This is a genomic window from Erythrobacter sp., from assembly GCF_039988855.1.
Lineage (GTDB): Bacteria > Pseudomonadota > Alphaproteobacteria > Sphingomonadales > Sphingomonadaceae > Erythrobacter.
The window spans coordinates 388,121-413,830 of the sequence record NZ_JBDXIY010000019.1; the positions used below are offsets into that span (position 1 = coordinate 388,121).

At 56.3% G+C, this 25,710-nt stretch carries 19 protein-coding genes; 6 read left to right on the forward strand and 13 right to left on the reverse strand.

Annotated elements, in window-relative coordinates:
- Positions 1-3: 3 nt before the first annotated feature.
- On the reverse strand, positions 4-2,250 hold the full coding sequence (locus ABJ205_RS13975; RefSeq protein ID WP_348156785.1) for a UvrD-helicase domain-containing protein: 2,247 nt from the start codon (positions 2,248-2,250) through the stop codon (positions 4-6).
- 382 nt (positions 2,251-2,632) lie between these two features.
- Here ABJ205_RS13975 and ABJ205_RS13980 point away from each other — a divergent pair, with 382 nt between their 5' ends.
- Positions 2,633-3,001, forward strand: a complete 369-nt coding sequence (locus ABJ205_RS13980) for a hypothetical protein (RefSeq protein WP_348156659.1) — start codon at positions 2,633-2,635, stop codon at positions 2,999-3,001.
- 49 nt (positions 3,002-3,050) lie between these two features.
- Here ABJ205_RS13980 and rsmD read toward each other — a convergent pair whose 3' ends face one another.
- The 3 genes from rsmD to ABJ205_RS13995 are packed head-to-tail and all read right to left on the reverse strand — an operon-like array spanning position 3,051 to position 5,618.
- A complete protein-coding gene (gene rsmD, locus ABJ205_RS13985; RefSeq protein ID WP_348156656.1) occupies positions 3,051-3,629 on the reverse strand; it encodes a 16S rRNA (guanine(966)-N(2))-methyltransferase RsmD in 579 nt (192 codons plus the stop codon).
- Positions 3,629-4,420, reverse strand: coding sequence for a pseudouridine synthase (locus ABJ205_RS13990; protein ID WP_348156653.1), 792 nt, complete (start codon positions 4,418-4,420; stop codon positions 3,629-3,631). The genes rsmD and ABJ205_RS13990 overlap by 1 nt, the downstream gene beginning before the upstream one ends.
- Positions 4,421-4,430: 10 nt before the next feature.
- Complete coding sequence (locus ABJ205_RS13995) at positions 4,431-5,618, reverse strand: aromatic ring-hydroxylating dioxygenase subunit alpha (protein ID WP_348156651.1); 1,188 nt, start codon at positions 5,616-5,618, stop codon at positions 4,431-4,433.
- A gap of 76 nt (positions 5,619-5,694) precedes the next feature.
- Here ABJ205_RS13995 and ABJ205_RS14000 point away from each other — a divergent pair, with 76 nt between their 5' ends.
- Together ABJ205_RS14000 and ABJ205_RS14005 are read left to right on the forward strand one after the other, a co-directional pair.
- The gene (locus ABJ205_RS14000) at positions 5,695-7,470 is read left to right on the forward strand and encodes an MFS transporter (RefSeq protein ID WP_348156649.1); all 1,776 of its coding nucleotides are present in this window, start codon (positions 5,695-5,697) and stop codon (positions 7,468-7,470) included.
- On the forward strand, positions 7,467-8,768 hold the full coding sequence (locus ABJ205_RS14005) for an MFS transporter (protein ID WP_348156646.1): 1,302 nt from the start codon (positions 7,467-7,469) through the stop codon (positions 8,766-8,768). The genes ABJ205_RS14000 and ABJ205_RS14005 overlap by 4 nt, the downstream gene beginning before the upstream one ends.
- On the opposite strand, the gene ABJ205_RS14010 is transcribed toward ABJ205_RS14005, so the two are convergent.
- The 8 genes from ABJ205_RS14010 to purB all read right to left on the reverse strand — a co-directional run bounded on the left by ABJ205_RS14010 (position 8,765) and on the right by purB (position 16,299).
- Entirely contained in the window at positions 8,765-10,084 is a 1,320-nt protein-coding gene (locus tag ABJ205_RS14010; protein WP_348156644.1) for a folylpolyglutamate synthase/dihydrofolate synthase family protein, read from the reverse strand. The genes ABJ205_RS14005 and ABJ205_RS14010 overlap by 4 nt on opposite strands.
- A 5-nt stretch (positions 10,085-10,089) precedes the next feature.
- Complete coding sequence (gene accD, locus ABJ205_RS14015; protein WP_348156641.1) at positions 10,090-10,944, reverse strand: acetyl-CoA carboxylase, carboxyltransferase subunit beta; 855 nt, start codon at positions 10,942-10,944, stop codon at positions 10,090-10,092.
- 11 nt (positions 10,945-10,955) lie between these two features.
- Positions 10,956-11,732: a tryptophan synthase subunit alpha gene (gene trpA, locus ABJ205_RS14020; protein WP_348510068.1), complete on the reverse strand. Its 777-nt coding sequence runs from the start codon at positions 11,730-11,732 to the stop codon at positions 10,956-10,958.
- 232 nt (positions 11,733-11,964) lie between these two features.
- Positions 11,965-13,203, reverse strand: a complete 1,239-nt coding sequence (gene trpB, locus ABJ205_RS14025; RefSeq protein WP_348156637.1) for a tryptophan synthase subunit beta — start codon at positions 13,201-13,203, stop codon at positions 11,965-11,967.
- Between the two features lie 25 nt (positions 13,204-13,228).
- A complete protein-coding gene (locus ABJ205_RS14030; protein WP_348156634.1) occupies positions 13,229-13,867 on the reverse strand; it encodes a phosphoribosylanthranilate isomerase in 639 nt (212 codons plus the stop codon).
- A 12-nt stretch (positions 13,868-13,879) separates the two neighbouring features.
- A complete protein-coding gene (pyrF, locus tag ABJ205_RS14035; RefSeq protein ID WP_348156633.1) occupies positions 13,880-14,554 on the reverse strand; it encodes an orotidine-5'-phosphate decarboxylase in 675 nt (224 codons plus the stop codon).
- Positions 14,551-14,895 (reverse strand): hypothetical protein, encoded by a 345-nt coding sequence (locus ABJ205_RS14040; protein ID WP_348156630.1) that lies wholly within the window; start codon positions 14,893-14,895, stop codon positions 14,551-14,553. Before ABJ205_RS14040 ends, pyrF begins: the two co-directional genes overlap by 4 nt.
- 78 nt (positions 14,896-14,973) lie before the next feature.
- Positions 14,974-16,299: an adenylosuccinate lyase gene (gene purB / locus ABJ205_RS14045; RefSeq protein WP_348156628.1), complete on the reverse strand. Its 1,326-nt coding sequence runs from the start codon at positions 16,297-16,299 to the stop codon at positions 14,974-14,976.
- A 122-nt stretch (positions 16,300-16,421) separates the two neighbouring features.
- Here purB and ABJ205_RS14050 point away from each other — a divergent pair, with 122 nt between their 5' ends.
- Both ABJ205_RS14050 and ABJ205_RS14055 read left to right on the forward strand, forming a co-directional pair.
- Entirely contained in the window at positions 16,422-18,662 is a 2,241-nt protein-coding gene (locus tag ABJ205_RS14050; RefSeq protein WP_348156625.1) for an FAD-dependent oxidoreductase, read from the forward strand.
- 155 nt (positions 18,663-18,817) lie between these two features.
- Positions 18,818-21,541 (forward strand): DUF3857 domain-containing protein, encoded by a 2,724-nt coding sequence (locus ABJ205_RS14055; RefSeq protein WP_348510069.1) that lies wholly within the window; start codon positions 18,818-18,820, stop codon positions 21,539-21,541.
- A 2-nt stretch (positions 21,542-21,543) separates the two neighbouring features.
- Here the strand turns inward: ABJ205_RS14055 and radC are convergent, their stop codons facing one another.
- Positions 21,544-22,185, reverse strand: coding sequence for a DNA repair protein RadC (gene radC / locus ABJ205_RS14060; protein ID WP_348156782.1), 642 nt, complete (start codon positions 22,183-22,185; stop codon positions 21,544-21,546).
- A gap of 222 nt (positions 22,186-22,407) precedes the next feature.
- Between radC and ABJ205_RS14065 the strand changes: the two genes are divergently transcribed.
- A complete protein-coding gene (locus ABJ205_RS14065) occupies positions 22,408-25,692 on the forward strand; it encodes a YdbH domain-containing protein (protein ID WP_348156621.1) in 3,285 nt (1,094 codons plus the stop codon).
- Positions 25,693-25,710: the final 18 nt, after the last annotated feature.

Sequence of the window (25,710 nt, forward strand, 5' to 3'; positions counted from 1 at the left end):
TCCTCAACTAACTACGCTCACAAAGCTGTCGATCACGCGCTTTTCGCCTGCGTCTTCGAATTGGATGGTGAGTTTGTTGCCTTCCTGATCGATCACGCAGCCAATGCCGAATTTGGCGTGTTCCACCATTGCACCGATTGCGATGTCAGAGCGGGATTGGGCCGCGAAACTCGCAGCGGAGCGCCTTGGTTCTGCAAGGCGTTTTTGCTGCATCTCGTAGCCCGACGAGACCGCGCGCCTCCATCCCGGACCACGCGTTTCAGCACGTCCCGGATTTTGCTGGGCCACATGGGCGAAGGGATCTTCATTCTCTGACCAATTGGCCCGCCAAAGCGAAGCACCGCCAGTCATTGTGCTTTCTTGCTCAATAAACTCTTCTGGCAATTCTTCTATAAAACGAGAAGGTATTGAACTGGTCCATTGTCCATAAATCCGCCGATTTGCGGCATGCATGATGATGCATTTACGCTTTGCCCGGGTGATCGCGACGTAAGCGAGGCGGCGCTCCTCCTCCAAGGAGGCAAGGCCCCCTTCGTCGATTGCGCGCTGAGAAGGGAAGACGCCTTCTTCCCAGCCCACGCAAAAAACATTGTCATATTCAAGGCCTTTCGCCGCGTGCATGGTCATAATGGTGACGGTCTCTTCCTCGTCGCTTCGGTCATTGTCCATGACGAGGCTGACGTGCTCTAGGAAGTCTCCGAGACTCTCATAATCTTCCATCGCGCGGGCAAGTTCCGAGAGGTTCTCGGCTCTCCCTGCGCTTTCCGCTGAACGATCCTTGGCAAGCATGTCGTTATAGCCGCTCTCATCCAGCACAAGGCGTAAGAGGTCCGCTGGCGTCATGACCTCAGCCGCTTCGCGCCAAGCCAAAAATTGCTGCAGAAGCGATCCAATGGTGTTCGCCGCGCGTTTGGGTAGTTCGTCGCTATCGGCCAATTGCAACGAAGCTGCGGCAAGGGGCAAGCCCACACGGCGCGCATGAATATGCATCTTTTCTAGTGTTTTGGAGCCAAGCCCGCGTTTGGGTTGGTTGTAAATCCGTTCAAATGCCAGATCATCTTGCGGCTGCGCAATGACCCGCAAATAGGCGAGCGCATCGCGGATTTCGGCCCGTTCGTAGAAACGAAAGCCCCCGATAATCCGGTAGTTGATGCCAACTTGGATAAAGCGGTCTTCAAACTCGCGTGTTTGATACTGCGCGCGCACCAGAATGGCGACCTGATCCAGCGGCGCGCCTTCGCGTTCCAATCGCTCAATCTCTTCAGACACCCGCCGCGCTTCTTCGGGCGCGTCCCAAACGCCCACGACTTTGACTTTGTCGCCGCCATTGCTTTCGGTCCAAAGGGTCTTTTCATGCCGTTCGGAATTGGCGCTGATCAAGCCTGAAGCAGCGCCCAAAATTTGCGGGGTGGAGCGATAATTCTGCTCCAACCGGACCACATGGGTGCCGGGAAAATCCTTTTCAAACCGCAGGATATTGGCAACTTCTGCCCCGCGCCATGAATAGATCGATTGATCGTCATCGCCCACAACGCAGATATTCTTGTGGCTCTGGGCAAGCAGCCGCAGCCAGAGATACTGGACCGCGTTGGTGTCCTGATATTCGTCCACCATGATGAATTTGAAGCGGCTCTGGTATTCGGCCAGCACATCGGTGTGCTTCCTAAAAATATTGAGCATATGCAGCATCAAATCGCCAAAATCGCATGCATTGAGGGCCTTTAGCCGCTCCTGATAGGCGCCATACATCTGCGCGCCTTTGCCATTGGCATAAGCTTCGTTTTCGGCCGCATCGAGGTCAGGCGGGTTCAGCCCCCGGTTCTTCCAACGATCAATACACCCGGCAAGTTGGCGGGCAGGCCAGCGTTTTTCATCAAGCTCATGATCGTTGATAAGCTGTTTGAGCAAGCGCAGCTGATCATCGGTGTCGATGATGGTGTAATTGCTTTGCAATCCTGCAAGCTCTGCATGATGCCGGAGCATTTTGGCACAAATGGAGTGAAAGGTCCCAAGCCACGGCATCCCTTCTCCGGGCGCTCCCAAATGTCCCGCAACCCTATCGCGCATTTCGCGGGCGGCTTTATTGGTAAAGGTGACGCACAAGATCTGACTTGGCCATGCGCGCCTGGTTGCCACCAAATGCGCCATTCGTGCCGTAAGCGCCGCCGTCTTTCCAGTGCCAGCACCTGCCAGCATAAGCACTGGCCCCTCTGTCGTCAGCACAGCATCGCGCTGCGGCGCGTTAAGCATTCGCGCATAGGGAGGCACCGTTTGATCTTTGGGCACATCACCGGAAGGATGGGAAAGGTTGGGGGTCATAGCACCGGAACAACTAGAGAACAAAATTCAAGTAAGCAATCTCGCATATTCACCTGCTGCGTGCACCCCCGTTAGCGCTGCGAAGACAATATCGTCCCCACAAATGGTCGAAACTGCGGTTCGTCGGGTTTGCGAAACGGCTCTCGGTAGGCCGGTTTTATAGTGAGATACGCGCGATGGCTAACGGTTCGCAAAATCCCAAAAGGCTGGCATCAAGCATTCGTCCGGGTTTGGAGAAAATGAGGAGTGGGGATTATCCGTCCGGCACATATACGTTCGTCAACGCTTGGGAATCACCATTAAGGAGTATCCCATGCGTAAATCCCAATACCAAATGTCAGGCGTTGCTGCGGCAGCGCTCGGCTTTCTTGCTGCCAGCCCAAGCCTTGCGACTGCACCGCAAGAGGAGGGCGCAAAAGATGCTGGCCCGTCTCAGCTGTCCGATCCTGCACTTTCGGCCAAACAACAGGCCGAGGTAGACAGTTGGCCGGTTGAACAGCAGACCGCCTATATGGGCTGGCCCGCTGAAACGAAGGGATATTATTGGTCCCTGACGTCAAGTAAGCAGATGCTGTTTTGGCGGCTGACCGATGAACAAAAAATTGCCCTTACGGCGATGACTGGACCTGAACGAGAAGCCGCATGGCAGAGAATTGAAGGAAGCGCCTCGTCTCCGCGTTAGGCGGATCATTCGCATTCTGGTCCACTGCCTTTTTGGTCCGGCGCCATCCTCAGTCCAGTGCTGGATCAGAGGCACATGTGGCGGCAGGCTCGCGTGTCAAAAGCGTGAGCCTGCCTTTGCCAACTTTACGAGACGTATCGATGAGAAAGCCTTTGATTTCGGGCTCTTCATTGAAAGCGGTTTCGAGCGCGATCCAAGTCCCATCTCCGATCCAACCAAGGCGCTGGAGCCTGTCGAGGGCCACTTCGCCAGCTCCCGTGTGGTAAGGCGGGTCAAGCAGCAAGAGGTCATATGGCTCGCGGGCAGGCCGCAAGGTCATAACTGACGTTGCCTCCATTGTGGCACGCGCGCGCGCATCGAAGGTGGATATGTTGGACCGGATCGCATCGAGAGCGGTCCGGTCTTGTTCAACGAAATGGCAATGCGCAGCGCCTCTGGAAAGCGCTTCGAGCCCCAGCGCACCGGACCCTGCGAACAGGTCAGCTACCTTAAGATCCTCAAAACTTCCCAACCTGCTCGTAAGCATCGAAAACAGCGTCTCGCGCGTGCGGTCTGCGGTCGGGCGGGTTGCATCGCCCTTGGGTGCCACCAGCTTACGTCCACGCCAGTCGCCTGCAATAATGCGCATCAACTCTTCCGTCCGCCTTTCAGGCTGCTTACAAAACGATCGAGGTCGCCTTTCTTGATGCGCGCGGCCTGACCACGAGGGAGGTCACCCAAGTGGAATGACCCATAGCCGACCCGTATCAAGCGGTTCACTTCAAGCCCGAGATATTCAAGCACCCGGCGAACCTCACGGTTTTTGCCTTCGGTGATCGTCATTTCAATCCAGTGGTTCTTATGTCCCTTACCGCCCGAACCCCGTTCGAGATTCGCATCGATCGGGCCGTAGCGCATACCTTCGATCTCGACGCCCTCGCTCAAGGCTTCCAGCTGCTCTTGATGAATTTCACCAAAGGCGCGGGCGCGATAGGTCCGCGGTATGCCGGTCGACGGGAGCTCCATAGTGCGCTTCAATCCGCCATCATTGGTAAGTAGCAAAAGCCCTTCAGTATTAAAGTCGAGCCTCCCAATTGGCATCACTCGCGGTGTGCCCTTTGGTAAGGCGTTGGTGAGCGCAGCGTAGATGGTTGCGCGTCCTGCGGGATCTCGTTCGGCTGTGATCAACCCGGCCGGTTTGTGAAAGGCGTAGAGCTGCGATGGTTCGGGTTCTGCCACAGGTTTGCCATCCACGCTCACCCCTCTGAGGCTTGTGAGGAACGTCGCGGGAGTCTCTACTGGCTTTCCATCCAAAGTGATGCGTTTGTCAGCGATCATGCGCTCAATCTCGCGGCGTGAAGCAATGCCAGCGCGGGCGAGCAGTTTTGCGATCCGGTCCCCTTCAGGGCGGCCGTCTGATTTCTTTGGATTGGTGGGCATGAAGGGCCCCTTAGGCGTTTAGGTGCTCTTGCACAATCGCATCAAAGCGCACGATGCCGCTTTCCAGTGTTCCCATCGTCAGTTCCCTGATCGCGCCGCTCTCAAGACCTTGCTGGCCAAGTTCAGCTGCGCGGAAGTCTTCGGAGGCGAAAACACCACCATCAAGAAGGTTCCAACTGCGCTCCCAATGGCTCAATGCCTTTTCGGTCTTGGGCTCTTCGGGGATGAGCATGAAGTCCTCTACAACCGTATGATTGTGGGCTTGCGGCATTAACACCATGATGTTGACGTAATCAGGGCTGGGCACGATCACGGTGGCGGGGAACAACTGATAAGCAAAGGTAACGATTTTGCGCAGGTCAGCCATATTGGAAAAATCGACCCCCTCCATTTCTTCGAGCCGGCCAACCGCTGAACGCATATGCGGGCCAACGATATCACCGCTGGTGATACCGTCTTTGAAGAAAGGGCCGATGGTGTTCGCATGGAGGCGCGTCACATGATAGCTTTCGAGAAAAGCATCCATGATGAGCTTCCAATTGCCTTTTACCTGATGGGTCTTGCGGCGGAAGAGGTGAAGGTCTCGCATTCCAAAAGCGTCGAAATCGGCGCTGATCGCCCTCGCGTCTGTGAAATCCGCGCCTTCTTGCGGAGCGAACCAGATAAGCCCGCCGGTTTCCAGCGACGGCAATTCGACAAGGCTGTGCTCTGATTTGTCGAGGCCGGGGAAGGTCTCCGAGCGGGGCAAGGCAAGGAGCTTGCCGTCGAGCTTATAGGTCCAAGCGTGATAGGGGCACACCATCCGCTTGGTGCAAGCCACGTCTTTGCCTTCGACCAGCCGCGTGCCTCGGTGCTGGCACACGTTCAGGAAAACGTGGGCCTTGCCATCATTGTCGCGGGTGATGAGCAGCGGGCGCGCAGATCCATTGGGCAAAAGCGTGTCATCGTGCGGCACCACCATGCCGGGTTCGGGGAGCAGCGCTGAGGGGGCGAGCACTTGCGGGAGCCGATCAAACAGCCCCGCTTTCTCGCGCGCAAAGTGATCGGGGCAGGTGTATCGGCTGGCCGGGACCGTGCCGATGGTGTCGACTGGGCGGCGCGCTTCGCCATTGCGAATGCTTTCTGCCAGCGCGAGTTGGCCAGCGGTTGACTGCGGTGTTGCACCGGGCTCACTTAAATCTGTTGTTGGCGCGTTCATGACGGCTTCCCTATCCCTCTCACATAAGGCTAGTGTGCCTTAAACCGGGATCAAGGAAAAGGGATAGGCTGCAAATATGGCCACCGCCGAAGCATCTGCCGACACTGAGAAGAAGCCAGGCTGGGGCGCGTTATTGCATTCGCTGCGCAGTCCCAAGAGCGGCTTTATGGTCCTCTTCGGCTTTGCCCAAGGATTGCCGCCTGCGCTGTTCTTGGGAACGCTCTATGCGTGGCTAAGCGAGGCGGATGTTGATCTGGAAACGATGGGCGTATTCTCGCTCGTAGGCCTGGCCTATGCGTTCCAATTCTTGTGGTCTCCGCTGCTCGACCGGGTCGATATTCCGATCTTGCGTAAGCTAGGCAAGCGTAAGCAGTGGATGGTGCCCATGCAGCTTATCGTGGGGGCAGCGCTTGTCACGATGAGCACGCTGAACCCTGCAACCTCGCTCGGCTGGTTTAGCCTTTTGGCAGCCATCGGAGCCTTTGCTAGCGCCACGCAGGACATCGCCATCAACGCATGGCGGATTGATGTGGCAGATGAGGTCGCGACGCTCGATATTCTTTCGACAATCACGCAAATGGGCTTTCGCTTGGCGGCCCTTGTCGGCGGCGCGTTTGGCCTTATCCTCGCAGAGCATATCGGCTGGTCGCAAACCTATGTGATCATGGGCGGCCTGATGCTGCTCATTGGCTTTGCGGGGCTCTTTGCCCCCGATGTGACGGTTTCAGACCGCACCGCGGCCTCTGCGGCAAATGAGGACGAGATCGCTCAGCTGAACGCAGTAGGCGAAGTGAATGAGAAAACCCGGGGCCGCGCGCTCTGGACGGTGGGCATCTTATGGGGCTGGGCGATTGTGACCGTTGTCGTCTTTATGGTTCGCTCCATGACCGCGCTTCCAGAGGATCGGCCTGATGTCACCTTGTTCACGACCACATTCGGTCCGCTAATCGTAATCGCGACCATCGTATTGCCAGCTTTCGTCGCTGCATGGGTTGTAAAGCAGAAGCGCGATGGCACCAATGTCATTACCACTGCTCCAGAGCTAGGCACGCAAGGCTCACTCAAATTCACTGATCAACTTTATCGAGCGCTGGTTCTGCCGCTGGTGGAATTTGTAGGCCGGATGGGCTGGTCGTTGGTCCTCATCTTAGCGCTCGTCCTTACATACCGGATCACGGATTCTGTTTGGGGCGTTTTCGCCTATCCGTTCTATTTGGGAGAGTTGGGGTACACGGGTGAAGATGTCGCTTTCGCCTCCAAGATACTCGGCATTTTTGCGATCATTTTGGGCCTCGCCGTCGGCGGTTGGCTCATCACGGTTTTTGGCCGTATGTTTATGCTGACCTTCGGCGCAGCGATCGCGGCGGCAACAAATCTCCTTTACGCAGAACTCGCTCAAGGTGGAGCGCTAATGCAAGCGGCAAGCGATGCGGTTGGCTTTACTTGGGCGGTGAATACGCTTGCGGCCGCTGTCTCATTCATCTTTTTCACCGCTGCGCCGCCCTCCGAAGGCCTTGCAAAGCTGGCTTTCACAATCTTCTGGGAAAACTTGGCGATTGGCATTGCAGGTGCGGCGTACATTGCATGGCTCAGCTCAATCGTAGCGAAACGCTATGCCGCCGTGCAGTTCGCCTTGCTCTCCTCGTTGACCTTGCTGATCGGAACACTGGGACGCGGTGCATTGGGCCAATTGATCGAGGATCGCGGCTATTACTTTGTCTTTATCTTCACCGCATTGATTGGCGTGATTGCGGTTATTTTGTGCGCGCTTGAGTGGATACGCGAAAGTCGCAGTGGCGCTCATAGCGGCATTGTGACGCCTGATGCTGCCTCCACTCAGCCCGCCACGTGACAAGCGCGCCAAGAGGCGCTTGGGGAGCCATCGCTCCCTACCTTGAGAAAGAGGCGCTGGCCGCGTTTTTCGTCGGGGTTTCTTCCGGCTTTCCCTATGCGATGATCGGAGCGACTCTAACCACGCGGCTTGCCCAAGATGGGATCGATAAAGCGACCGTTACAGCCTTCACGCTCGCGTTTCTGGTCTACAATTTCAAAGTGTTTTGGGCATGGGTGGTGGACGGGGTTCACCTGCCCATCCTTGGCCGCATGGGACAGCGCGTCTCGTGGATGCTGCTTTCCGGCGTGTTGGTCATAGCGAGCGTTGTGAACCTGGCGCTGGTCGACCCGAATGAGAACATGGCGACGACTATCCTCGCAGCCGTCCTAGTAGGCGTTGCAGGCGCGACCTTCGACATCGTGATCGACGCTTACCGGATTGAGACCTTGCGTCCCGATCAATTGGGTACCGGCTCTGGCATGAGCCAATATGGTTGGCGCATTGGCGCGGCAGGCGCAGGGGCGCTCGCTCTAGTCGTGGCGGCGCGTTACGGCTGGTCCGCTGGCTATCTGGCCTGCGCTCTGTTTGCGCTTCCGGCCATGTTCACCGCGCTCATTATGGGAGAACCCGAAAGGCGCACCGTTACCATCGCCAAGAAGGGCGTTTCAGACGTGTGGCAATCCATCGCAGGCCCATTCCGAGAGTTTCTTGGGAGGCACGGTGCGTGGTTGGTGCTGGCCTTTATCCTTGTCCACAAGATCGGCGACACGCTCGCAAACCTCACCTTCCGCCTATTGTTCGAAGACCTTGGTTTCACCAATGACGAGATCGCCTTCTACGACGTAGGGCTGGGGTGGGGCGCCTTTATGGTGGGCATATTCCTTGGCGGGATATTGTACGCGAGGATGGGCCTTAAACGCTCCGTCATGCTCGCGCTTGTGCTGATGGCGGTGTCCAATGTGAGCTTTGCAGGGCTTGCCGTGGTCGGACACTCCAATTGGGCAATGGCGGGAGCGGTAGGGTTTGAGAATTTCGCCAGCGGATATGGCGGCGTGGTTGTGGTCGCCTATTTCTCGGCCCTATGTGATCTGCGTTTCACCGCCGCGCAATATGCTTTGATCTCAGCGGGCGCGAGCGTTGTGGGCCGCTTGCTCACCGGCACAACGGCTGGCGGGTTGATTGATGGCGTGGGCTATGTGAACTTCTACCTGCTCACGTGCCTGCTGGCCCTGCCGGGAATAGCGCTGTTCTGGTGGATGAGCCGCAGTGGCCTAGTGGATGAGGCGATGGGGAGTGCAGGGCGTGAGGCACCCTAATCCGGCATCTCGTCGTTCAGCCTTAGCGCTTCACCTGCGAGGTAAAGCGAGCCTGCGATGAGGACCGGTAGACCGTCCGAGGGCACATTCAAAAGCGCCTCTTCAAGGTTCTCCCGAGCCACGGCGTCTTCACCAAAGGCATCCGCTGGATGGCTGTCGTGGACCGGCACGGGTACCACTTGAAGGGTCCGCACCCGGCCGCCCAGCGGATCGAGTAAGGCGGACGGGTTCTTGTTGTCCAGCATACCAAGCACAAGATGAAGCGGACCTTCCAGAGCCTCAGCAATGGCCGCCCCTGCGCCCGGGTTATGGCCACCGTCGAGCCAGACCTTCTGCTCGGAAACAAAGCAGGTAAGCGGGCCGTCGGACATTAGCTGCATGCGGGCTGGCCACTGCGCAGATTTGATGCCGCGCGCCATCGTCTCAAGCGAAGGGGCCGGCACTCGATTTTGCGCCCGGAGCATCGTCACGGCCAAGCCTGCATTGAACAATTGATGATCGCCGTCGATTGAAGGGCGTGGAAACCAGTGATCAAGGCGGTAGTTCATGCAATCCAAGTAGTAGAATTCGGTCTCACCAGCCGGATCCGACTGCCAATGACGGAAAAATTCAAACCTTGGTGAACCGACGGCTTGCGCTACCTGTGAAATCGCACTGCACGCTTCTTCAGGGTAGGCCTGATCCATCGTAACCAACGGAACACCCTTCTTCGCAATCCCCGCCTTCTCAAACGCGATCCGCGCCATCGGCTCTTTTGGCACGCCTTCCTCTGGCGCGAGCAAGAACCGTTCGTGATCAATCCCCAGCGCCGTAACCCCGCAGGCAGCCACCGCCTCTGGCTCCAGCACATTGGTTGCATCGAAGCGTCCGCCAAGGCCCACTTCGACCACGCAGGCATCGGCTGGTGTGCGACTGAAAGCCAGAAATGCGGCCGCTATGGTGACTTCGAAGAAGCTAGGCGCAAGGTCTTCGCCTGCATCAAGCACTTCTTCGAGCAACTCCGCTAGCGCCCCATCCTCAATCAGCTTACCCGCCAGCCGTATCCGCTCATTATAGCGCACCAGATGAGGGCTAGTGGTGACATGCACCCGCTTGCCATCGGCCTCCAACATAGCACGCAGGAACGCGCAGACCGAACCTTTGCCATTGGTACCCGCAACGTGGAAAACCGGCGGCAGTTTGCGATGCGGATTGCCAAGCCGCTCCATCAGGGCGGTGATCGTCTCCAGCCCCAAGCGCCCTTGCGGCACGCTCAGCGCGCCCAAACGGTCCAATTGCGCCTGAACGCGCGGGTCATCCGAGCGGCCAAAATCCATGTGAGTTAGGCAGCTTCATCTGCCGGCTGAAGGAAGTCGAGGACAGTCGCCAAACGCTCTTTCAGCTCTTTGCGCGGTACGATCATATCGACCATGCCGTGCTTGCTGTAATACTCGCTTGTCTGGAAATCGTCGGGCAGCTTTTGACGAATGGTTTCTTCGATAACCCGGCGGCCTGTGAAAGCGAGTGTCGCTCCCGGTTCGGCAATATGGATATCGCCTAGCATAGCGTAGGCAGCCATTACCCCGCCCGATGTCGGGTCTGTGAGGAGGACAATGTAAGGCAGTCCGGCCGCCTTCAAACGCCGTGTCATAATGGTCGCTCTCGGCATTTGCATCAGGCCCAAAATGCCTTCTTGCATCCGCGCACCGCCGGAGGCTGTCACCACGACGAACGCACATTTGCGGTCCAAAGCCTTTTGCGCGCCCTGACAAAACGCCTCACCCACGGCCATACCCATCGAACCGCCCATAAAGGAGAAATCTTGCACGCCCACAACTGCAGGCTTGCCGTTGATCGCGCCTGAGCCGGTCACAAACGCGTCGGCATGAGGACCCTTCGCGCGCGCGGCTTTCAAACGGTCGGTGTACTTCTTTGAATCTTTGAATTTGAGCGGGTCTTCGGTCACTTCCGGAATGGGGAGCAATTCAAACCCCTCGTCGAGCAGCAAGTTCAGACGCGTATCGGCATTGATCCGCCCATGGTGCCCGCATTTTGGGCAGACGTGGAGGTTTTCCTCATAGTCGGAGACAAAGAGCATTTCCTGACAATTGGGACATTTGATCCAAAGGTCTTTTTCGGTGCTTGTCTTCTCTGTGCCAAAGCCCAGCGAATTGCGGACGCGGTTTAACCAGCTCATGTTTGTATCCCTTAGACCGACTTAATCGCAGCGACCATGCTCGCAGTCAGCTCTTGTAGCTTTGCCGGAGCCTTTGCGCCATGTTCGCCTACCAAGTCAACAAAGGCTGACCCTACGACAACGCCGTCTGCATGGGCGGCAATGGCAGCGGCTTGCGCAGGTTCGCGCACGCCAAAGCCAACCGCGACAGGGATATCGGTGGCGGCCTTCAGTGCCTTCACTGCCTCTTCGATTGAGCCAGCAGCGGCTTGTTGCAGGCCCGTGACCCCGGCGACGGAGACGTAATAGAGAAAGCCGCTCGACCCCTCTAACACTTGCGGCAGGCGCGCAGCATCGGTGGTGGGTGTGGCAAGGCGAATGGGCGAAATGCCCGCATCGCGCAAAGCCGGACCCAGCGCATCGTCCTCTTCCGGCGGAATATCGACGCAGATCACGCCGTCCACACCTGCGCCCTTGGCCGCCTTTGCAAACCACTCAGGGCCCCGGCGGATCATCGGATTTGCGTATCCCATAAGGACCAGCGGCACATCGGGGTGACGTTCACGGAACTCATATGCGCATTGCAGCACATCGGCGGTGGTGGTCCCTTTGCCAAGCGCGCGCAGGTTCGCGCTCTGGATAGCAGGCCCATCGGCCATCGGATCAGTAAACGGCATCCCCAGCTCAATCACATCAGCTCCCCCTGCGACGAGGGCATCAAGATTGGCAGCTGTGTCACCATCACCAGCAGTGATGAAAGCGACGAAAGCGGCGTGAGGTTTGGAAAAGGCGTTTTGGAGGCGTGTCATTTTTTCGGCCTTAGCGATGTCCAAAGAAGTAGAATTGTTGCAAGCAGTAAGAAAAACAAGAGCGAAAGAAGCGTGATACTCTCGAAGCCAGTCGGGTAAATTGCTCCGGCTTCAAAGGGCGTCCGGTCTATGGGAATTCTCATTCGTTCCAACAGAGCAGTGTACCAGAGAAAGCCCGAAATGAGCGCAATGACCTGACACACTAGCGCGGCAACAACCCGCCAATCTCGCCTCACATCTCCACCCCAAGCTTCTCTGCGACGGTGAAAATGTCCTTATCGCCGCGTCCGCATAGGTTCATGCAGATGATCTCGTCCTCGCGCATCAATGGCGCGCGCTTGGCGACGGCGGCGAGGGCGTGGGAGGGCTCTAGCGCGGGGATAATACCCTCTGTGCGGCAGAGCAGTTGGAAGCCTTCCAATGCCTCATCATCGGTGACGGCGGTGTATTCGACGCGGCCTGTGTCTTTGAGCCATGCGTGCTCTGGACCAATGCCGGGGTAGTCTAGCCCAGCGGAAATCGAGTGGCCTTCAGTGATCTGGCCGTCTGCGTCTTGCAACAGGTACGTCTTATTGCCGTGGAGCACGCCGGGAGCGCCGCCCAAAAGGCTTGCCGCGTGTTCGTCGCCGTCAAGGCCGTGACCTGCGGCTTCGACGCCGAGCATCTTCACGTCCGTATCATCCAAGAACGGGTGGAATAGGCCCAGCGCATTTGAGCCGCCGCCAATGCACGCGATCAAAAGATCGGGCAGGCGGCCAGCGCGGGCCAGCATTTGAGCGCGCGCTTCGGTGCCGATGACGCTTTGGAAATTGCGTACCAGTTCGGGGTAAGGGTGGGGGCCTGCTGCTGTCCCGATGATGTAGAATGTGTCGTGCACATTGGCGACCCAATCGCGAAGGCCTTCGTTCATCGCATCCTTGAGCGTCGCGCCGCCGCTGGTCACGGGGACGACTTCTGCGCCCAATAGCTTCATCCGGAACACATTGGGCGATTGGCGCGCAACGTCCTCTGCGCCCATATAGATCACGCAAGGCAGGCCAAAACGCGCGCAAACGGTCGCGGTCGCAACGCCGTGCTGTCCCGCGCCAGTTTCGGCAATGATGCGCGTCTTGCCCATGCGGATCGCGAGCAGGATTTGCCCGATGCAATTGTTGATCTTGTGAGCGCCGGTGTGATTGAGCTCATCACGCTTAAACCAAACCTGCGCTCCCATTCCCTTGCCTGCGTCCTTGCGCAGTTCTTCGGTCAGACGTTCCGCATAATAGAGCGGGCTTGGCCGGCCCACATAATGCTCCATCAGGTCGTCAAACTCGGCCTGAAACGCGGGGTCTTCTTGAGCGGCGCGATATTCGCGCTCCAGGTCAAGGATCAATGGCATCAAGGTTTCAGCGACATAACGCCCGCCAAAATCGCCAAAATGCCCCCGGTCATCGGGCTGATTGCGGAAGGAGTTGGGAGAGGTCTCGTTCATGGGATTTGCTTTGTGTGAAAGGGGATCAAGCTTGAAGAGCGGCTTTACAGAAGGCGGTGATCTTGTCCACGTCCTTGATGCCCGGCGCGCGCTCCGTGCCTGAACACACATCGACCATCGGTGCGCGGGTTAGCTGGATTGCTTTGCTTACATTGTCCGGGCTCAATCCCCCGGCAAGTCCCCAAGGGAGGTCCATTTCGATGCCGTCCAGCAATGTCCAATCAAAGCGCAAGCCCATGCCACCTGGAAGCGCGCCGGGCGGGGTTTTTGCATCGAAAAGGATGAGGTCGGCGGACTGTTGATAGGCTTGTGCGCTTTGTATGTCCCGTTTGGTGGCAACGCTGATCGCTTTCCACACATCAACGCCATAGCGCTCGCGAATGGCCTGAACTCGTTCAGGGCTCTCGCTGCCTTGGAGCTGTAATGCTTCAAGCTCGACCTTGGCGAAGAGTTCGTCGAGAAAGGCGTCTTGCGGATTGACGATCAACCCCACGCGGGCAATGCGGCCATTGGCGCGTTTAGAAAGGCTTGCGGCTTCCTCAATGGTCAAATTGCGCGGGCTTTTGTCGTGAAAGATGAAGCCACCAAAGTCGGCCCCTGCGTCAATCACTGCTTCGAGAGCGCTTTCCTCACGGATGCCGCAAATCTTGATCTTTATTTTCATTGCAAGGGGGGCCTAAAGCGTCGCCTCAATCGCGCGCGCGGCGGCCATGGGATCGTCGGCGCGGCTTATCGGGCGGCCTATGACGAGGACGCTTGCGCCGTCATCGCGCGCCTTGCGGGGAGTAACGACGCGTTTTTGGTCGCCTGCACCGGTTCCGGCAGGGCGAAGGCCGGGGACGACGAAATAGCCGTCTTTCCATTGCTTGCGTACTTGGCCCACTTCGCGGCCCGAGCACACGATCCCATCGAGGCCCGATGCGTGGGCAAGTTCTGCCAAACGCATGACTTGGTCTTCGGCGCTACCGCCGACACCGGTTGAGGCAAGGTCGCTTTCGTCCATGCTGGTGAGCGTTGTCACTGCGACAACTTTGCAGCCTTCTGCTGCCGCAGCCTTCGCATCCTCCATCATCGCGCGCCCACCACTTGCGTGGATGGTCACGATTTTGGGTTCGTAGACATGGATCGCCATCATCGCCGATGCGACAGTGTTGGGAATATCATGAAACTTGAGGTCGAGGAAAATAGGCAGACCCATATGTGCGATTTCATGGACGCCGTGACCACCATGGGCGCAGAAGAATTCTAGCCCCAGCTTAATCCCGCCAATATGTGCCTTCACCTTTTCAATCAGAGCTTTCGCCGGATCAATTTGAGGGACATCAAGCGCTAAAAATACCGGATTGGTCATGCTGGATTCTCATCCACCGGGGTCAGCGCGTCGCCCGACTTGTCCGCAAGTTTGTCCCCCGGCTTATCCACAGGCTCATCCCTGCCTCGCGCCAAAGCGGCGGATTTGATTGAATTTTCAAGGCTGCGAATGCGGCGATCGAGGCCCCATTTGACGCTGCGATGGTAAAGCCACATCGGAAACAGGCCGAGGAGAAAGGCAAGGATCACGAGCGCAGGAACCTTGGTTTCCACAAGGAAGCCGTCCCAGAGCGTGATTTCAACCGGGTTCCAGTTGAGGAAAGAGAAGAGCATGATCGCGCAGGCGAGCATGACCCATAAAATGGTGCGCACTATTTGCATGGGTTCGTATGATCCCTCTTCATGGCCTCGGAAGCTCTAAATCTAGGGCTTTTGGCGCTCAAGTCCAGTTTGGCGAATTTATCCAAAGACGCGGGCAAATATCGTGTCGACATGTTTGAAGTGATATTCGAGGTCGAATTTCTCTTCGAGCTGCTTGTGAGAGAGTGCCGCGGTTACTTCTTTATCGCCTTTAAGCAGATCGAGCAGCGACATTTGGCCATTCGATTCCCACACTTTCATCGCATTGCGCTGAACCAGGCGATAGGCATCCTCGCGGCTGACGCCCGCTTGAGTAAGGGCAAGCAGAACACGCTGCGAATGCACAAGGCCGCCCATGGAATCCATATTGGCCTGCATCCGGTCAGGATAGACCAGCAGCTTTTCAACAACACCAGTCAGGCGGGCGAGGGCAAAATCCAACGTGATGGTCGCATCGGGCCCGATAAAGCGTTCCACAGAGGAATGGGAGATATCGCGTTCATGCCACAATGCCACATTTTCCAAAGCAGGCAGGGCATAGGCGCGGATCATGCGCGCTTGGCCGGTAAGGTTTTCGGTCAGGATCGGGTTGCGCTTATGTGGCATAGCGCTGGAGCCTTTTTGCCCCGGCGAGAAGTATTCTTCCGCTTCCAGTACTTCTGTGCGCTGCAAATGGCGAACTTCGACCGCCAGCCGTTCGATTGAGCCAGCGATCACTGCGAGCGTTGAGAAATACATGGCATGGCGGTCACGCGGGATTACCTGCGTGCTGACGGGCTCAACCGCGAGGCCCAGCTTTTCTGCGACATATGCCTCAACCTCTGGGTCGATATTGGCAAACGTGCCTACTGCACCCGACACGGCGCAGGTTGCGATTTCGGCGCGGGCAGCGATCAGGCGGGCTTTGCAGCGATCAAATTCAGCATAAGCTTGCGCGAGCTTCAATCCAAAGGTCACAGGCTCAGCGTGAATGCCGTGGCTGCGCCCGATCGTGGGGGTGAACTTGTGTTCTTCGGCCCGAGTTCTGATCGCGGCGAGAAGCGCATCCAAGTCTTCTAGTAAGATATCGGTCGCGCGCGCCAATTGCACTGCCAGTGTCGTGTCGAGCACATCGGACGAAGTCATACCCTGGTGCATAAAGCGCGCTTCGCCAGTGTAGCCTGCCGCATCGACCTGCTCCGCGACCCAGGTAAGGAAAGCGATCACATCATGCTTTGTCACTGCTTCAATCGCGTCAATCGCCTCAACGTCGATCTTAGGGTTCGTAGCCCACCAATCCCACAACGCTTTGCCTGCGCTTTTGGGAACAACACCCAGTTCGCCAAGCTTTTGTGTCGCATGCGCTTCGATCTCGAACCAGATGCGAAACTTGGCTTCCGGCTCCCAGAGGGCGGTCATGGCTGAACGGGCGTAACGGGGGACCATGGGAAAGGCGTCCTTTTTTGAGGATAAGTATTGGGGGCGCGGCTATTCGCGCTAGCGCGACTTGGCAAGAGCGAATGCGGCGCTATCACCTGTAACTGGCCTCTGAAGGAGGCTGTAACCGCATGCAGGGGCCCCGCGAATGTGCAGGTCAGGAGGACATTACGATGACAAGCGAGACGGCTAAACCGCCAGCACCTGCGCCTTTGCAAGAGGAGCGGTACTCGCCGTTCTTAAGGGTTACGTTCAGGCGCTGGACCAAATGGTACTTGGAAGGAACCGAGACATTCTGGCCGGTTAGCGATCTTGTGATCCGCTTTTTCATTGGCATGTGGTTCCTGCGATCCGGTCTGGTGAAGGCGACTGATTGGGACACAGCGCTATTGCTTGCAACAGTCGAATATCCGGTCAGCTGGATGAGCCCTACTCATGCGGCAATGACTGGCATTGCGATTGAGATTCTTGGCCCAATTCTGTTGATTGCTGGCCTGTTCACAAGACCAGCGGCATTTGCGATGGCCGCGCTCACGATTGTGAGCCAAGCGGTCTATGTTCCGACTACGACAAATTTGATCGTGAGCGCCATGCTCATCTGGTACGTATTGCACGGGCCAGCGGCCTTCTCACTCGACCGCGTGCTGGCGTTTGGCTTTAAGTCTTCCGCTTTACCATTGGCGCGTCCCACAATTGTGGCTTGGGATTGGTCGCGCGAGCATTTGGCACCCATTGTGATGGCGATATTGCGCCTTTGGATGGGAGTGACCCTTCTGACTTATGCTGGTGTGATCGAACCACCTGTTGCGGTCATGACGTGGCTTCCGGCTACTATCTTTTTAGGTTTTCCTGATTGGCTTGCAATTTTCTGGGCGGTGTTCTTCTTTACCGGGTTCGGTGCGGTGATCGTATCCTACGGCCTGTTCTTTCTGATGGCGGCATTCATGATTACAGGCGCGCATCCCAATGTGACGCTGTTCCCATTCCTCTTCCTCGCCATTTACGAGGCAAAAGGGGCAGGGATACTCTCTGCCGACCGCGCTATTCTTGCCTGGCTTGAAAAGAACATTCTGTTTGACCGGGACTATTCTGAAATCCCAGATCGCTGGCCTCATGTTGTGGTGGTAGGCGCAGGCTTTGGCGGTCTTGCCGCGGTTGAAGGATTGAAGCGCTTGCCTGTGCGCATCACTTTGATCGACAAACGCAATTATCACCTATTCCAACCGCTGCTCTACCAAATTGCAACTGCCACCTTGAACCCTGCTGATATTGCGGCACCTATCCGTTCGCTGTTCAAAGGGGATGGCAATGTTCGCGTGCTTAAAGGCGAAGTCAACGGGATAGACGCCCAGAATGGCACCTTGACCTACGGTGATGGCTCGGAACTTTCCTATGATCGGTTGGTTCTCGCAACAGGAGCCACGCACAGTTACTTCGGGCGCGATGAATGGGGGCCGTTTGCTCCTGGCCTTAAGACCATTGAAGACGGCGTTGCGGTGCGCGCATCAATCCTCAACGCCTTCGAAGAGGCGGAAGCCTCAGACGATGATGAGCGGATCAAGCGGCTGCTTACATTTGTGATCGTAGGTGCAGGGCCTACGGGGGTTGAACTTGCCGGTGCAATCGCAGAACTGGCCAAGGTTAGTGTTGAGCGCGAGTTCCGAACTATTGATCCTGCCTCCGCGAGGGTCATTCTGGTGCAATCGGGTAACCGAATTTTACCGGCTTTTCCCGAAGAGTTGTCCGCCAAGGCGGCGCAATCATTGGAGGATCTTGGCGTCGAAATTCGAACGGCCGGCCGGGTTACTGAAATCGCCGAGACGCATGTTCGCATTGGCGATGATACACGGCTCGATACCGAAACAGTGCTCTGGGCAGCAGGCGTTGCTGCGTCTCCGGCTTCGAAATGGCTTGGTGCAAAAGCTGATCGGGCGGGGCGAGCGGAAGTCAATGACCATATGCGTGTCCTTGGCGCGGATGGCGAGGCGTTTGCCAACATTTTTGCGATTGGCGATACAGCCGGCAGCAATGCCTGGGATGGCAAGCCGGTACCCGGCCTTGCACCTGCCGCAAAACAGGCGGGTGCATATGTGAGCAAAGTTATAGAAGCCGAATTGCTCAGCAAAGCTTGTCCCGGTCCTTTTACGTATAAACATCAGGGAAGCCTAGCCACCATCGGACGCAAATCTGCCGTGGCTGACTTCGGTGTTTTCAAGATCTCGGGCGCGACCGCGTGGTGGTTATGGGGCTTGGTGCACGTCGGCTTCTTGACTGGCGCGCGCAACCGCGTGACGGTGACAGTAAATTGGGCTTGGAGCTTTTTTGCGAAACATTCTGGCGTACGGCTCATCACCGGTAAGGAGGGGTCGTAGGATACGGCTTGAAAGCTTAACCAAAACGGGTGGTGCAACGTAAAAACATGTGGAACAACCGAAGGATTTCTTGTTAGGTGTTGGAAAAACAGGTTTTCTAAATGCGTTTTTCTTTTGCGTGTCGTTCAATTTCATTTCTTGCGTTGGGTTGGTCATTGGCTGTTCTAGCCGGTGAAACGCCGCTCTATGAATCTGCTCCGGCCTGGGTTGAGAGAGTTGATCTGTCAGAGCTTGAGCGTGACCCGGCCAATACAATATTGGTCGCCGACACTCAGATCCGGATCGAAAAAGGTCGGCGTTGGCATTATGTCGACGAAGTTGTCCGTATCGCGAGCGCCCAACAACTGACGAGTTCAGGCACGGTGAACGCCGTTTGGTACCCGGACAAAGGGGATCTCATCGTTCACGATGTGGCCATTGTGCGCGGCGGTGAGGTCATCGACGTGATTGCTCAAGGTGAGACGTTTGAGGTCTTGCGCCGTGAACGCCGTTTGGAAGAGGCGGTGGTTGACGGTTCTTTGACCGCCACTTTGTTCGTCCCGGGCTTGCAGATCGGCGACGAATTGCGCGTCAGCTATTCAACAACTCTCTCGGATCAGGCGCTTGGTGATGAGGTCCAGAGCCAATCCCATTTGTGGCGTAAACCCGAAAGAACCGCCGATTTTGCCCGCGTCTTGGTGTCATGGCCAGAAAATCTGGATGTTAGTTATAAGGCTTGGCCCCAAGCCGATTTGGCCCCGGTCGAAACCCGTAAAGGGTACGATTGGCTCAACGTCGAATTGCCTTTGGCCGAAGCAATTGAGATGCCTAGCGATGCGCCGTCGCGTTTTAAGCAGAGCACGTTGTTGCAGGTGGGTACATTTGCAGGTTGGAACGAAGTCGCCTCTGCCATGGCACCGCATTATTCGGTTGAAGGCGCGCTTGACGGGCTTGATGATCTGGTAGCGCGCGTAGACGCGATCCGTTCCGAGAACAGCACAAAGCTTGAGCGCGCAGTGGCGGCGTTGGAACTTGTGCAGAGCGATGTCCGCTACCTCTTGAATGGGCTCAATGGCGGTAATTATATCCCGCAAGATGTCGCAACCACTTGGGATAGGAAGTACGGCGATTGTAAGGCTAAGACACTGATCTTGCTTGCATTGCTAAACCATTTGGGAGTTGAGGCCGAGCCTGTTTTGGTTGATATCGACACAGGGGACGGCGTTCAAACATCGCTTCCAATGCCAGGCGCGTTTGACCATGTTTTGGTGCGGGCAACCATTGATGGCCAGCTCTATTATCTCGATGGAACATCCATTGGTGCGAATATTGAGCTGGTCGGCAATGTTCCGGATTTTCAGTTTGCTTTGCCAATCCGCACTGCTGGCGCTGATTTGGAGCCGATTGTTCAAGTTTTACCACGCGCGCCAGAGTTGAAAATGTTCATCACTATGGATTCTTCTGCCGGTGCAGATCTGCCCGCATTGACCAAATTTGAAATGAAGATGTTCGGACCATCGGCCGCACAGTTAAATGCTGTGGCGGATCAGTTGACCGATGATGTTAAACGGCAAATCGCTCGAAATGCGTCCGAGGAAATCGACATCATCAATGTCGAATTCATCAAAGGCGAGACCTTGGGAGAGGCGACTTTGAAGTATGACGGCATCTCTGAGGCCGTCTTCGATTTTAGCACCGGTCGCGGTGAACTTGGCGGAGAATCCGCTTTTGGCAGTATCGGATTTTCTCCCAACCGTTCGCGCCGCGATTGGCGCGAAGTGCCTGTTGCGATTACTGGACCCAGTGCGACAGAGTTTTCTTCTCATGTTATTTTGCCGGCCGATTCTGCTCAATATGAGTTGGTCGGAGAGGCGCAGCTTGAGGGCGAAGCCGCCGGACGTCGGGTTATTCGGAATGCGTCATTGGATGATGACGTGTTCGCCGTCTCTGAAACAAGTATCGTTAGAGGCGGTGAAATTGCTGCCGATCAGGTGCTTACAGAACGCCGTAAAGTGATGAGATTGGCGCGAAATGAGCTAAAACTGCTTGCGCCCAAGGATACGCCGCGCTTGTGGCGCTTTGCTCAGGCAAAGGATCGCAGCGAGCTTGCCAAGCTTGATGCAGCCTACGATCAATTGGTGGCGTTCGATCCTGAGAAAGCCGCGCCTTATCTGACGCGTTCGTGGTTTAGATATGACACCTATGATTTCGCAGGAGCACTTGCGGATATGAACAAGGTGATCGAAATTTCCGGCACAGCAGAGTATTATTCGCAGCGTGCGCTCATGCATAAGCAATTGCTCGATTATGAAGCAGCGGAAGCGGATTTCGAGGAGGCCTATGCGCTCGATCCCGCGCCGGACCGTGCAATGGAATTGGCTTCGCTCCTTCTCGACATGCAAGACCCCGTGGCTGCACGTGATGCAATTGCATATGAAGATGGCGATGAAGGTGTTCGCCGAAGCCTTGCCTATTGGTTGGCTCATGTTGATGGGCAAGAAGGCAAAAGTGAAGTGGGGCTTGATCGCTTTGATTTGCTTCTCCTAGACGATCCTAACAATGCAAGCCTGCTCAACAATAAATGCTGGTTCATGGGGGTTTGGCAGGTCCAACTCGACCAAGCCGCACAGGTTTGTACCCGCGCTGTAGAGGTGAATGGCACTTCAGCCGCTCAAGACAGCCGGGCGATGGTGTATTATCGTCTTGGCCGGTTCGAAGACGCGCTGAGTGATCTGGATGAAGTCCTTGATGTAAGCCCTGGTTTTACGACATCCCTTTTATTGCGTGGGTTTGTGAAGCTGGAATTGGGAGACAAAGAAGGAAAGGTCGAAATCGAAGAGGCCCTCGCTCGATCGCCTAGCCTTGCCGCAAACTTTCGAAAGTGGGGCTTTGATTTGTAAGGCTAAATCAGGCCTTTTGCGCGCATGCTAGAATGGCCTTCTCGGCCGACAATCACATGATCGTGCAGCGTTACGCCAAGCAGGCGCCCGGCTTCTGCTATCCGTTTGGTGATTTGGATGTCGGCCTTGCTCGGCTCTGGACTGCCTGATGGGTGATTGTGCACAAGAATAAGCGCGGCTGCGCCGACGTCCATCGCCCTGCGGATGACTTCGCGTGGGTGAATGGCGGCTTCGTCAATTGAGCCATCGCCAACATGGTGATCGTCGATCAATCGGTTCTTTGTATCGAGGTAAAGCACGCGCACGCGTTCAACGGTAAGGTGCGCCATGTCTATCGAGAGATAATCGATGAGCGCCTGCCAGCTCGCAAGGATAGGTTTCTCGCTAACTTCGCTTCGGGCCATGCGCCGGGCAGCGATAGCAACGCTCTTAAGCGCCGCTGCACTGGTTTTGCCGACGCCTTTGGTCCGTTGAAGCGCGTTCACATCTGCATTGAGCACGCCGGCGAGCGAACCGAATTGGGCGAGCAATGCCTTTGCTATGGGTTTTGTGTCCCCTTGCTTGATCGCGGCGAACAGCAAATATTCAAGAACTTCGTAGTCAGCGAGCGCTTCTGCGCCGCCTTTGAGCAGCCTTTCCCTCAACCGTTCACGGTGACCAAGGCCTGCGTGCCTACCAGAATCGGACCTGCCAGAATCGGACCTGCCAGAATCGGATTTGCTACCAGCCGAAGTGGACGCAGTGTCACCTGCACCATCTTCACCAAAGTCAAACCCGTCTTCAGATTGGGGCAATCTTGCCTCACACACTATTTTACTTGAACCCATCATTGCCTTTGAAGGCGAGACGCGCAAGTGATGTGATTAATGCCAGAGGTAAAACCTGAAACTGACTTGCCTGATTTAAAAGGCGCCGCGCGGCGTCGGCTGTGGCCTGAACGGTGGCGCTGGCGCGTCAGTCTTGTGCTTGCCGTGCTGATTGTTCTGGCAGGGGCCCTTGCGTGGTATAATCGGGAACAGATCGCAGGCGACCTAATTGATGACACACTCACCCAATATGGGTTGCAGGCGTCATACGAGATCGAAGATATCGGAACACGGCGCCAAGTGATCAAGAATTTGGTGGTAGGTGACCCAGCAAGTCCTGACCTTACAGCCAAGCGAGTGACGCTTGACATCTCGTACACGTACGGCCCCCCTGAAATCGGTCAAGTTGAATTGGTGGGCGCGCGGCTTTTCGGCTCGTTCCGTGAGAACGCGCTGAGTTTTGGAAGTTTAAACCCAATTATCTTTGCCGAGAGCGATGAACCAGCGGGGCTTCCGGCGCTCAATCTTAGGATAACAGATGGCCGGGCGTTGTTGCAGACTGATTATGGCGACATCGGAGCCAAGCTCGAGGGTGAGGGGCGACTTGATGATGGTTTTGCTGGCAAGCTTGCGGCGACCGCGCCGGGTATCGGTATTCAAACGTGCAAGGCTGATGCGCTGACGCTCTATGGCGACGTGACAAGTGCGGATGGGCGGTTGAGCTTTGATGGGCCGCTGCGGACGCGCGATATTGACTGCGAGGGGTCTTTGATTGAAGCCGCAGACATCGGAATGAGGCTGACCCTCTCCGAAGGTTTTGAGTCAGTTGAAGGTGACATGGCTCTGTCTGCCTCAGGCTTGTCGGGGCCGGGTGCGATGCTCTCTAGACTAGGTGGAAGCGCGAATGTCGCTTGGCGTTTTGGCGGTGAGCTTAGTTTGCGTCACGACCTTAACGGGGAAGGGCTTGTTACGGACTACGCCAATGCACAAGAGGTCGGCACGCAAGGCACATTCCGAAGCCGCGAAAGTTTCGCCCGGAATGATTGGACGGCAAGGTTCAGTGGCCGCGGTGTGAATGCGCAGGCTCTCCTCCAAGGAGCTGCTTCGTCGCAAGCTCACCTTGCGACCGCGGGCACCTTTGCTGGAACATTGCTTGGTAAGTTTGAGGATGCGTTTGCAGTCGCTGTGACAGGCAGTTCTTTTGCAGGCGACGTTTCGCTGCGAACTCAACCAGATAGCCTGCGACTGGTGATCCCAGAGGCGCGGCTGCGCAGTCCGAGCGGTGAAACATTGTTTGCCCTGTCTCGGATCAATTACGCCGGTGCCAACAACGATCAGCCAGAGCGGCTTGTCGGGAACATCCTTACAGGAGGCGCTGGTCTTCCCCGCATCAATGCAAGGTTTCAGCAAGCGGATGCCGGTTCCACCACCTTGCGCATGACCATGGCAGAATACCGGGAAGGCGGCGATGCAATATCGATTCCTCGTCTGGAAGCACGGCAAGATATTGCAGGCCGTGTTGGCTTTTCCGGCATTATTCAGGCCGACGGTGCAATTCCAGGGGGCAATGTTCGGGGGTTGGCCCTTTCAGTTGATGGTGGTTGGTCAAGGGGTTCTGGTCTCAGGCTTGGATCAAGATGCCTTGATGCCAAGTTTACTGCCCTGGAAGTCTATGACTTTGCAATCAGGAACGAAAACCTGTCGATCTGCACAAGTGCGGGCAAATCACTTGTGATTTACGACCGTGAACTCAAGGTCGAGGCCAGAATGAATGACGTGTCGCTGTCGGGACAATATGGAGAGAGCCCTGCCGGCATAACAATTGACAGTGCGGCCTTGCACTATCCGGGTGGGTTTAGCGTTGAAGGGGTAGAGGCAACACTTGGCGTTGGCGAAGAAACCATGCGCCTGGCATTTGATAGTTTTGATGGGAGTTTCTCTGGCGGATTTGAAGGCGGTTTTGCCGGAGGAAGCGCGATCCTTGGAGCCGCTTCGGTCGATCTCACCGATCTGACGGGACAATGGAAATATGCGAACGATGCTTGGCAGGTTTCAGAGGGAGCCTTTACGCTTTCTGATCGGCAACCTTCCGGAAGTGTGGAGCCCGCGCGATTTGAACCGATAAGAGGCACAGGCGGCAGGCTTGACTTTGTTGATGGCGTGGTCCGAGCCACGATCGGGATGGAAAATCCGTGGAGCGGGCGCAAACTGGCAGATGTGGTGATCGGCCACGACCTTGCATCGGCCAAAGGGCGTGCAGATTTCACGGTACCGGGCATCAAATTCGATGAAGGTTTCCAACCGGAAGAGCTGACGTCTTTGACAAGAGGTGTGATCGCCTTTGTTAATGGCGAGGTCAAAGGTCGCGGGGCTGTAACGTGGGAAGGTGAAGAGCTAACCAGCAGCGGTGCGTTTTCGTCTGATGGGTTTGACTTTGCCGCTGCTTTTGGCCCTGTGCGCGGAGTTAAGGGAACGATCGAGTTTACCGATTTGATCAACCTGACCACCGCGCCTTCCCAAGTCGCCACCATTGAATCGGTGAACTCTGGCGTAGAAGTATTGGACGGACGCGTCGTCTATTCGGTTGAGAATGGCACACTTATCACCGTGGAAGATGGTCGTTGGCCGTTCATGGGTGGTGAGTTGATCCTCCGGCCCGTGAAGCTCGATTATGGAGGCGGCAAGGGGCAGAGCTACATCTTTGAGATTGTTGCGTTGGACGCAGCGACGTTTGTCACACAAATGGAGCTCACCAACCTTGGGGCGACGGGCGAGTTTGACGGGACCATCCCCATCATCTTTGACGCGCAAGGCAATGGTACCATCGATGGCGGATTGCTGATCTCACGGTCACCGGGCGGCAATGTTTCGTACGTTGGTGAACTTAGCTATGAAGACCTAGGCGCAATGGGCAATTACGCCTTCCAGACCCTTCGTTCACTCGATTACAATCAGATGAGCATTGAATTGAACGGCAATCTGGCAGGCGAAATCCTGACCAATTTCAACATTGACGGGGTACGACAGGGCGAAGGAACAAATCAGAACTTTATAACGCGCCAACTCGCTGAATTGCCCATCCGCTTTAAAATCAATGTGCGTTCAGAAAACTTCTATCTGCTTGCCACAATTGTCCGCGGATTGTTTGATCCCACAGTTTTTGGCGATCCGGTCGATCAGGGCCTGTTCCAAATCGAAGGTCAAAGCATTGTGCCGCGCGGAAACGACGGGCCTGTTTCCCAAACTCCTGTTCCCCAAACACCCGTTCCCATAATCACACCGGGCGAAGCTGAACGCCGCAATGAACCCTTTGTTCAACCTCCAGAAAGCGATTCCGAGCTATGACACACCTGAAATTGACCT

Coding starts and splice junctions, on each gene's coding strand:
- ABJ205_RS13975 (WP_348156785.1), bottom strand. CDS start 2,250: ATGCTTAACGCGCCGCAGCGCGATGCTGTGCTGACGACAGAGGGGCCA.
- ABJ205_RS13980 (WP_348156659.1), top strand. CDS start 2,633: ATGCGTAAATCCCAATACCAAATGTCAGGCGTTGCTGCGGCAGCGCTC.
- rsmD (WP_348156656.1), bottom strand. CDS start 3,629: ATGCGCATTATTGCAGGCGACTGGCGTGGACGTAAGCTGGTGGCACCC.
- ABJ205_RS13990 (WP_348156653.1), bottom strand. CDS start 4,420: ATGCCCACCAATCCAAAGAAATCAGACGGCCGCCCTGAAGGGGACCGG.
- ABJ205_RS13995 (WP_348156651.1), bottom strand. CDS start 5,618: ATGAACGCGCCAACAACAGATTTAAGTGAGCCCGGTGCAACACCGCAG.
- ABJ205_RS14000 (WP_348156649.1), top strand. CDS start 5,695: ATGGCCACCGCCGAAGCATCTGCCGACACTGAGAAGAAGCCAGGCTGG.
- ABJ205_RS14010 (WP_348156644.1), bottom strand. CDS start 10,084: ATGGATTTTGGCCGCTCGGATGACCCGCGCGTTCAGGCGCAATTGGAC.
- accD (WP_348156641.1), bottom strand. CDS start 10,944: ATGAGCTGGTTAAACCGCGTCCGCAATTCGCTGGGCTTTGGCACAGAG.
- trpA (WP_348510068.1), bottom strand. CDS start 11,732: ATGACACGCCTCCAAAACGCCTTTTCCAAACCTCACGCCGCTTTCGTC.
- trpB (WP_348156637.1), bottom strand. CDS start 13,203: ATGAACGAGACCTCTCCCAACTCCTTCCGCAATCAGCCCGATGACCGG.
- ABJ205_RS14030 (WP_348156634.1), bottom strand. CDS start 13,867: ATGAAAATAAAGATCAAGATTTGCGGCATCCGTGAGGAAAGCGCTCTC.
- pyrF (WP_348156633.1), bottom strand. CDS start 14,554: ATGACCAATCCGGTATTTTTAGCGCTTGATGTCCCTCAAATTGATCCG.
- ABJ205_RS14040 (WP_348156630.1), bottom strand. CDS start 14,895: ATGCAAATAGTGCGCACCATTTTATGGGTCATGCTCGCCTGCGCGATC.
- purB (WP_348156628.1), bottom strand. CDS start 16,299: ATGGTCCCCCGTTACGCCCGTTCAGCCATGACCGCCCTCTGGGAGCCG.
- ABJ205_RS14050 (WP_348156625.1), top strand. CDS start 16,422: ATGCAGGGGCCCCGCGAATGTGCAGGTCAGGAGGACATTACGATGACA.
- ABJ205_RS14065 (WP_348156621.1), top strand. CDS start 22,408: ATGCCAGAGGTAAAACCTGAAACTGACTTGCCTGATTTAAAAGGCGCC.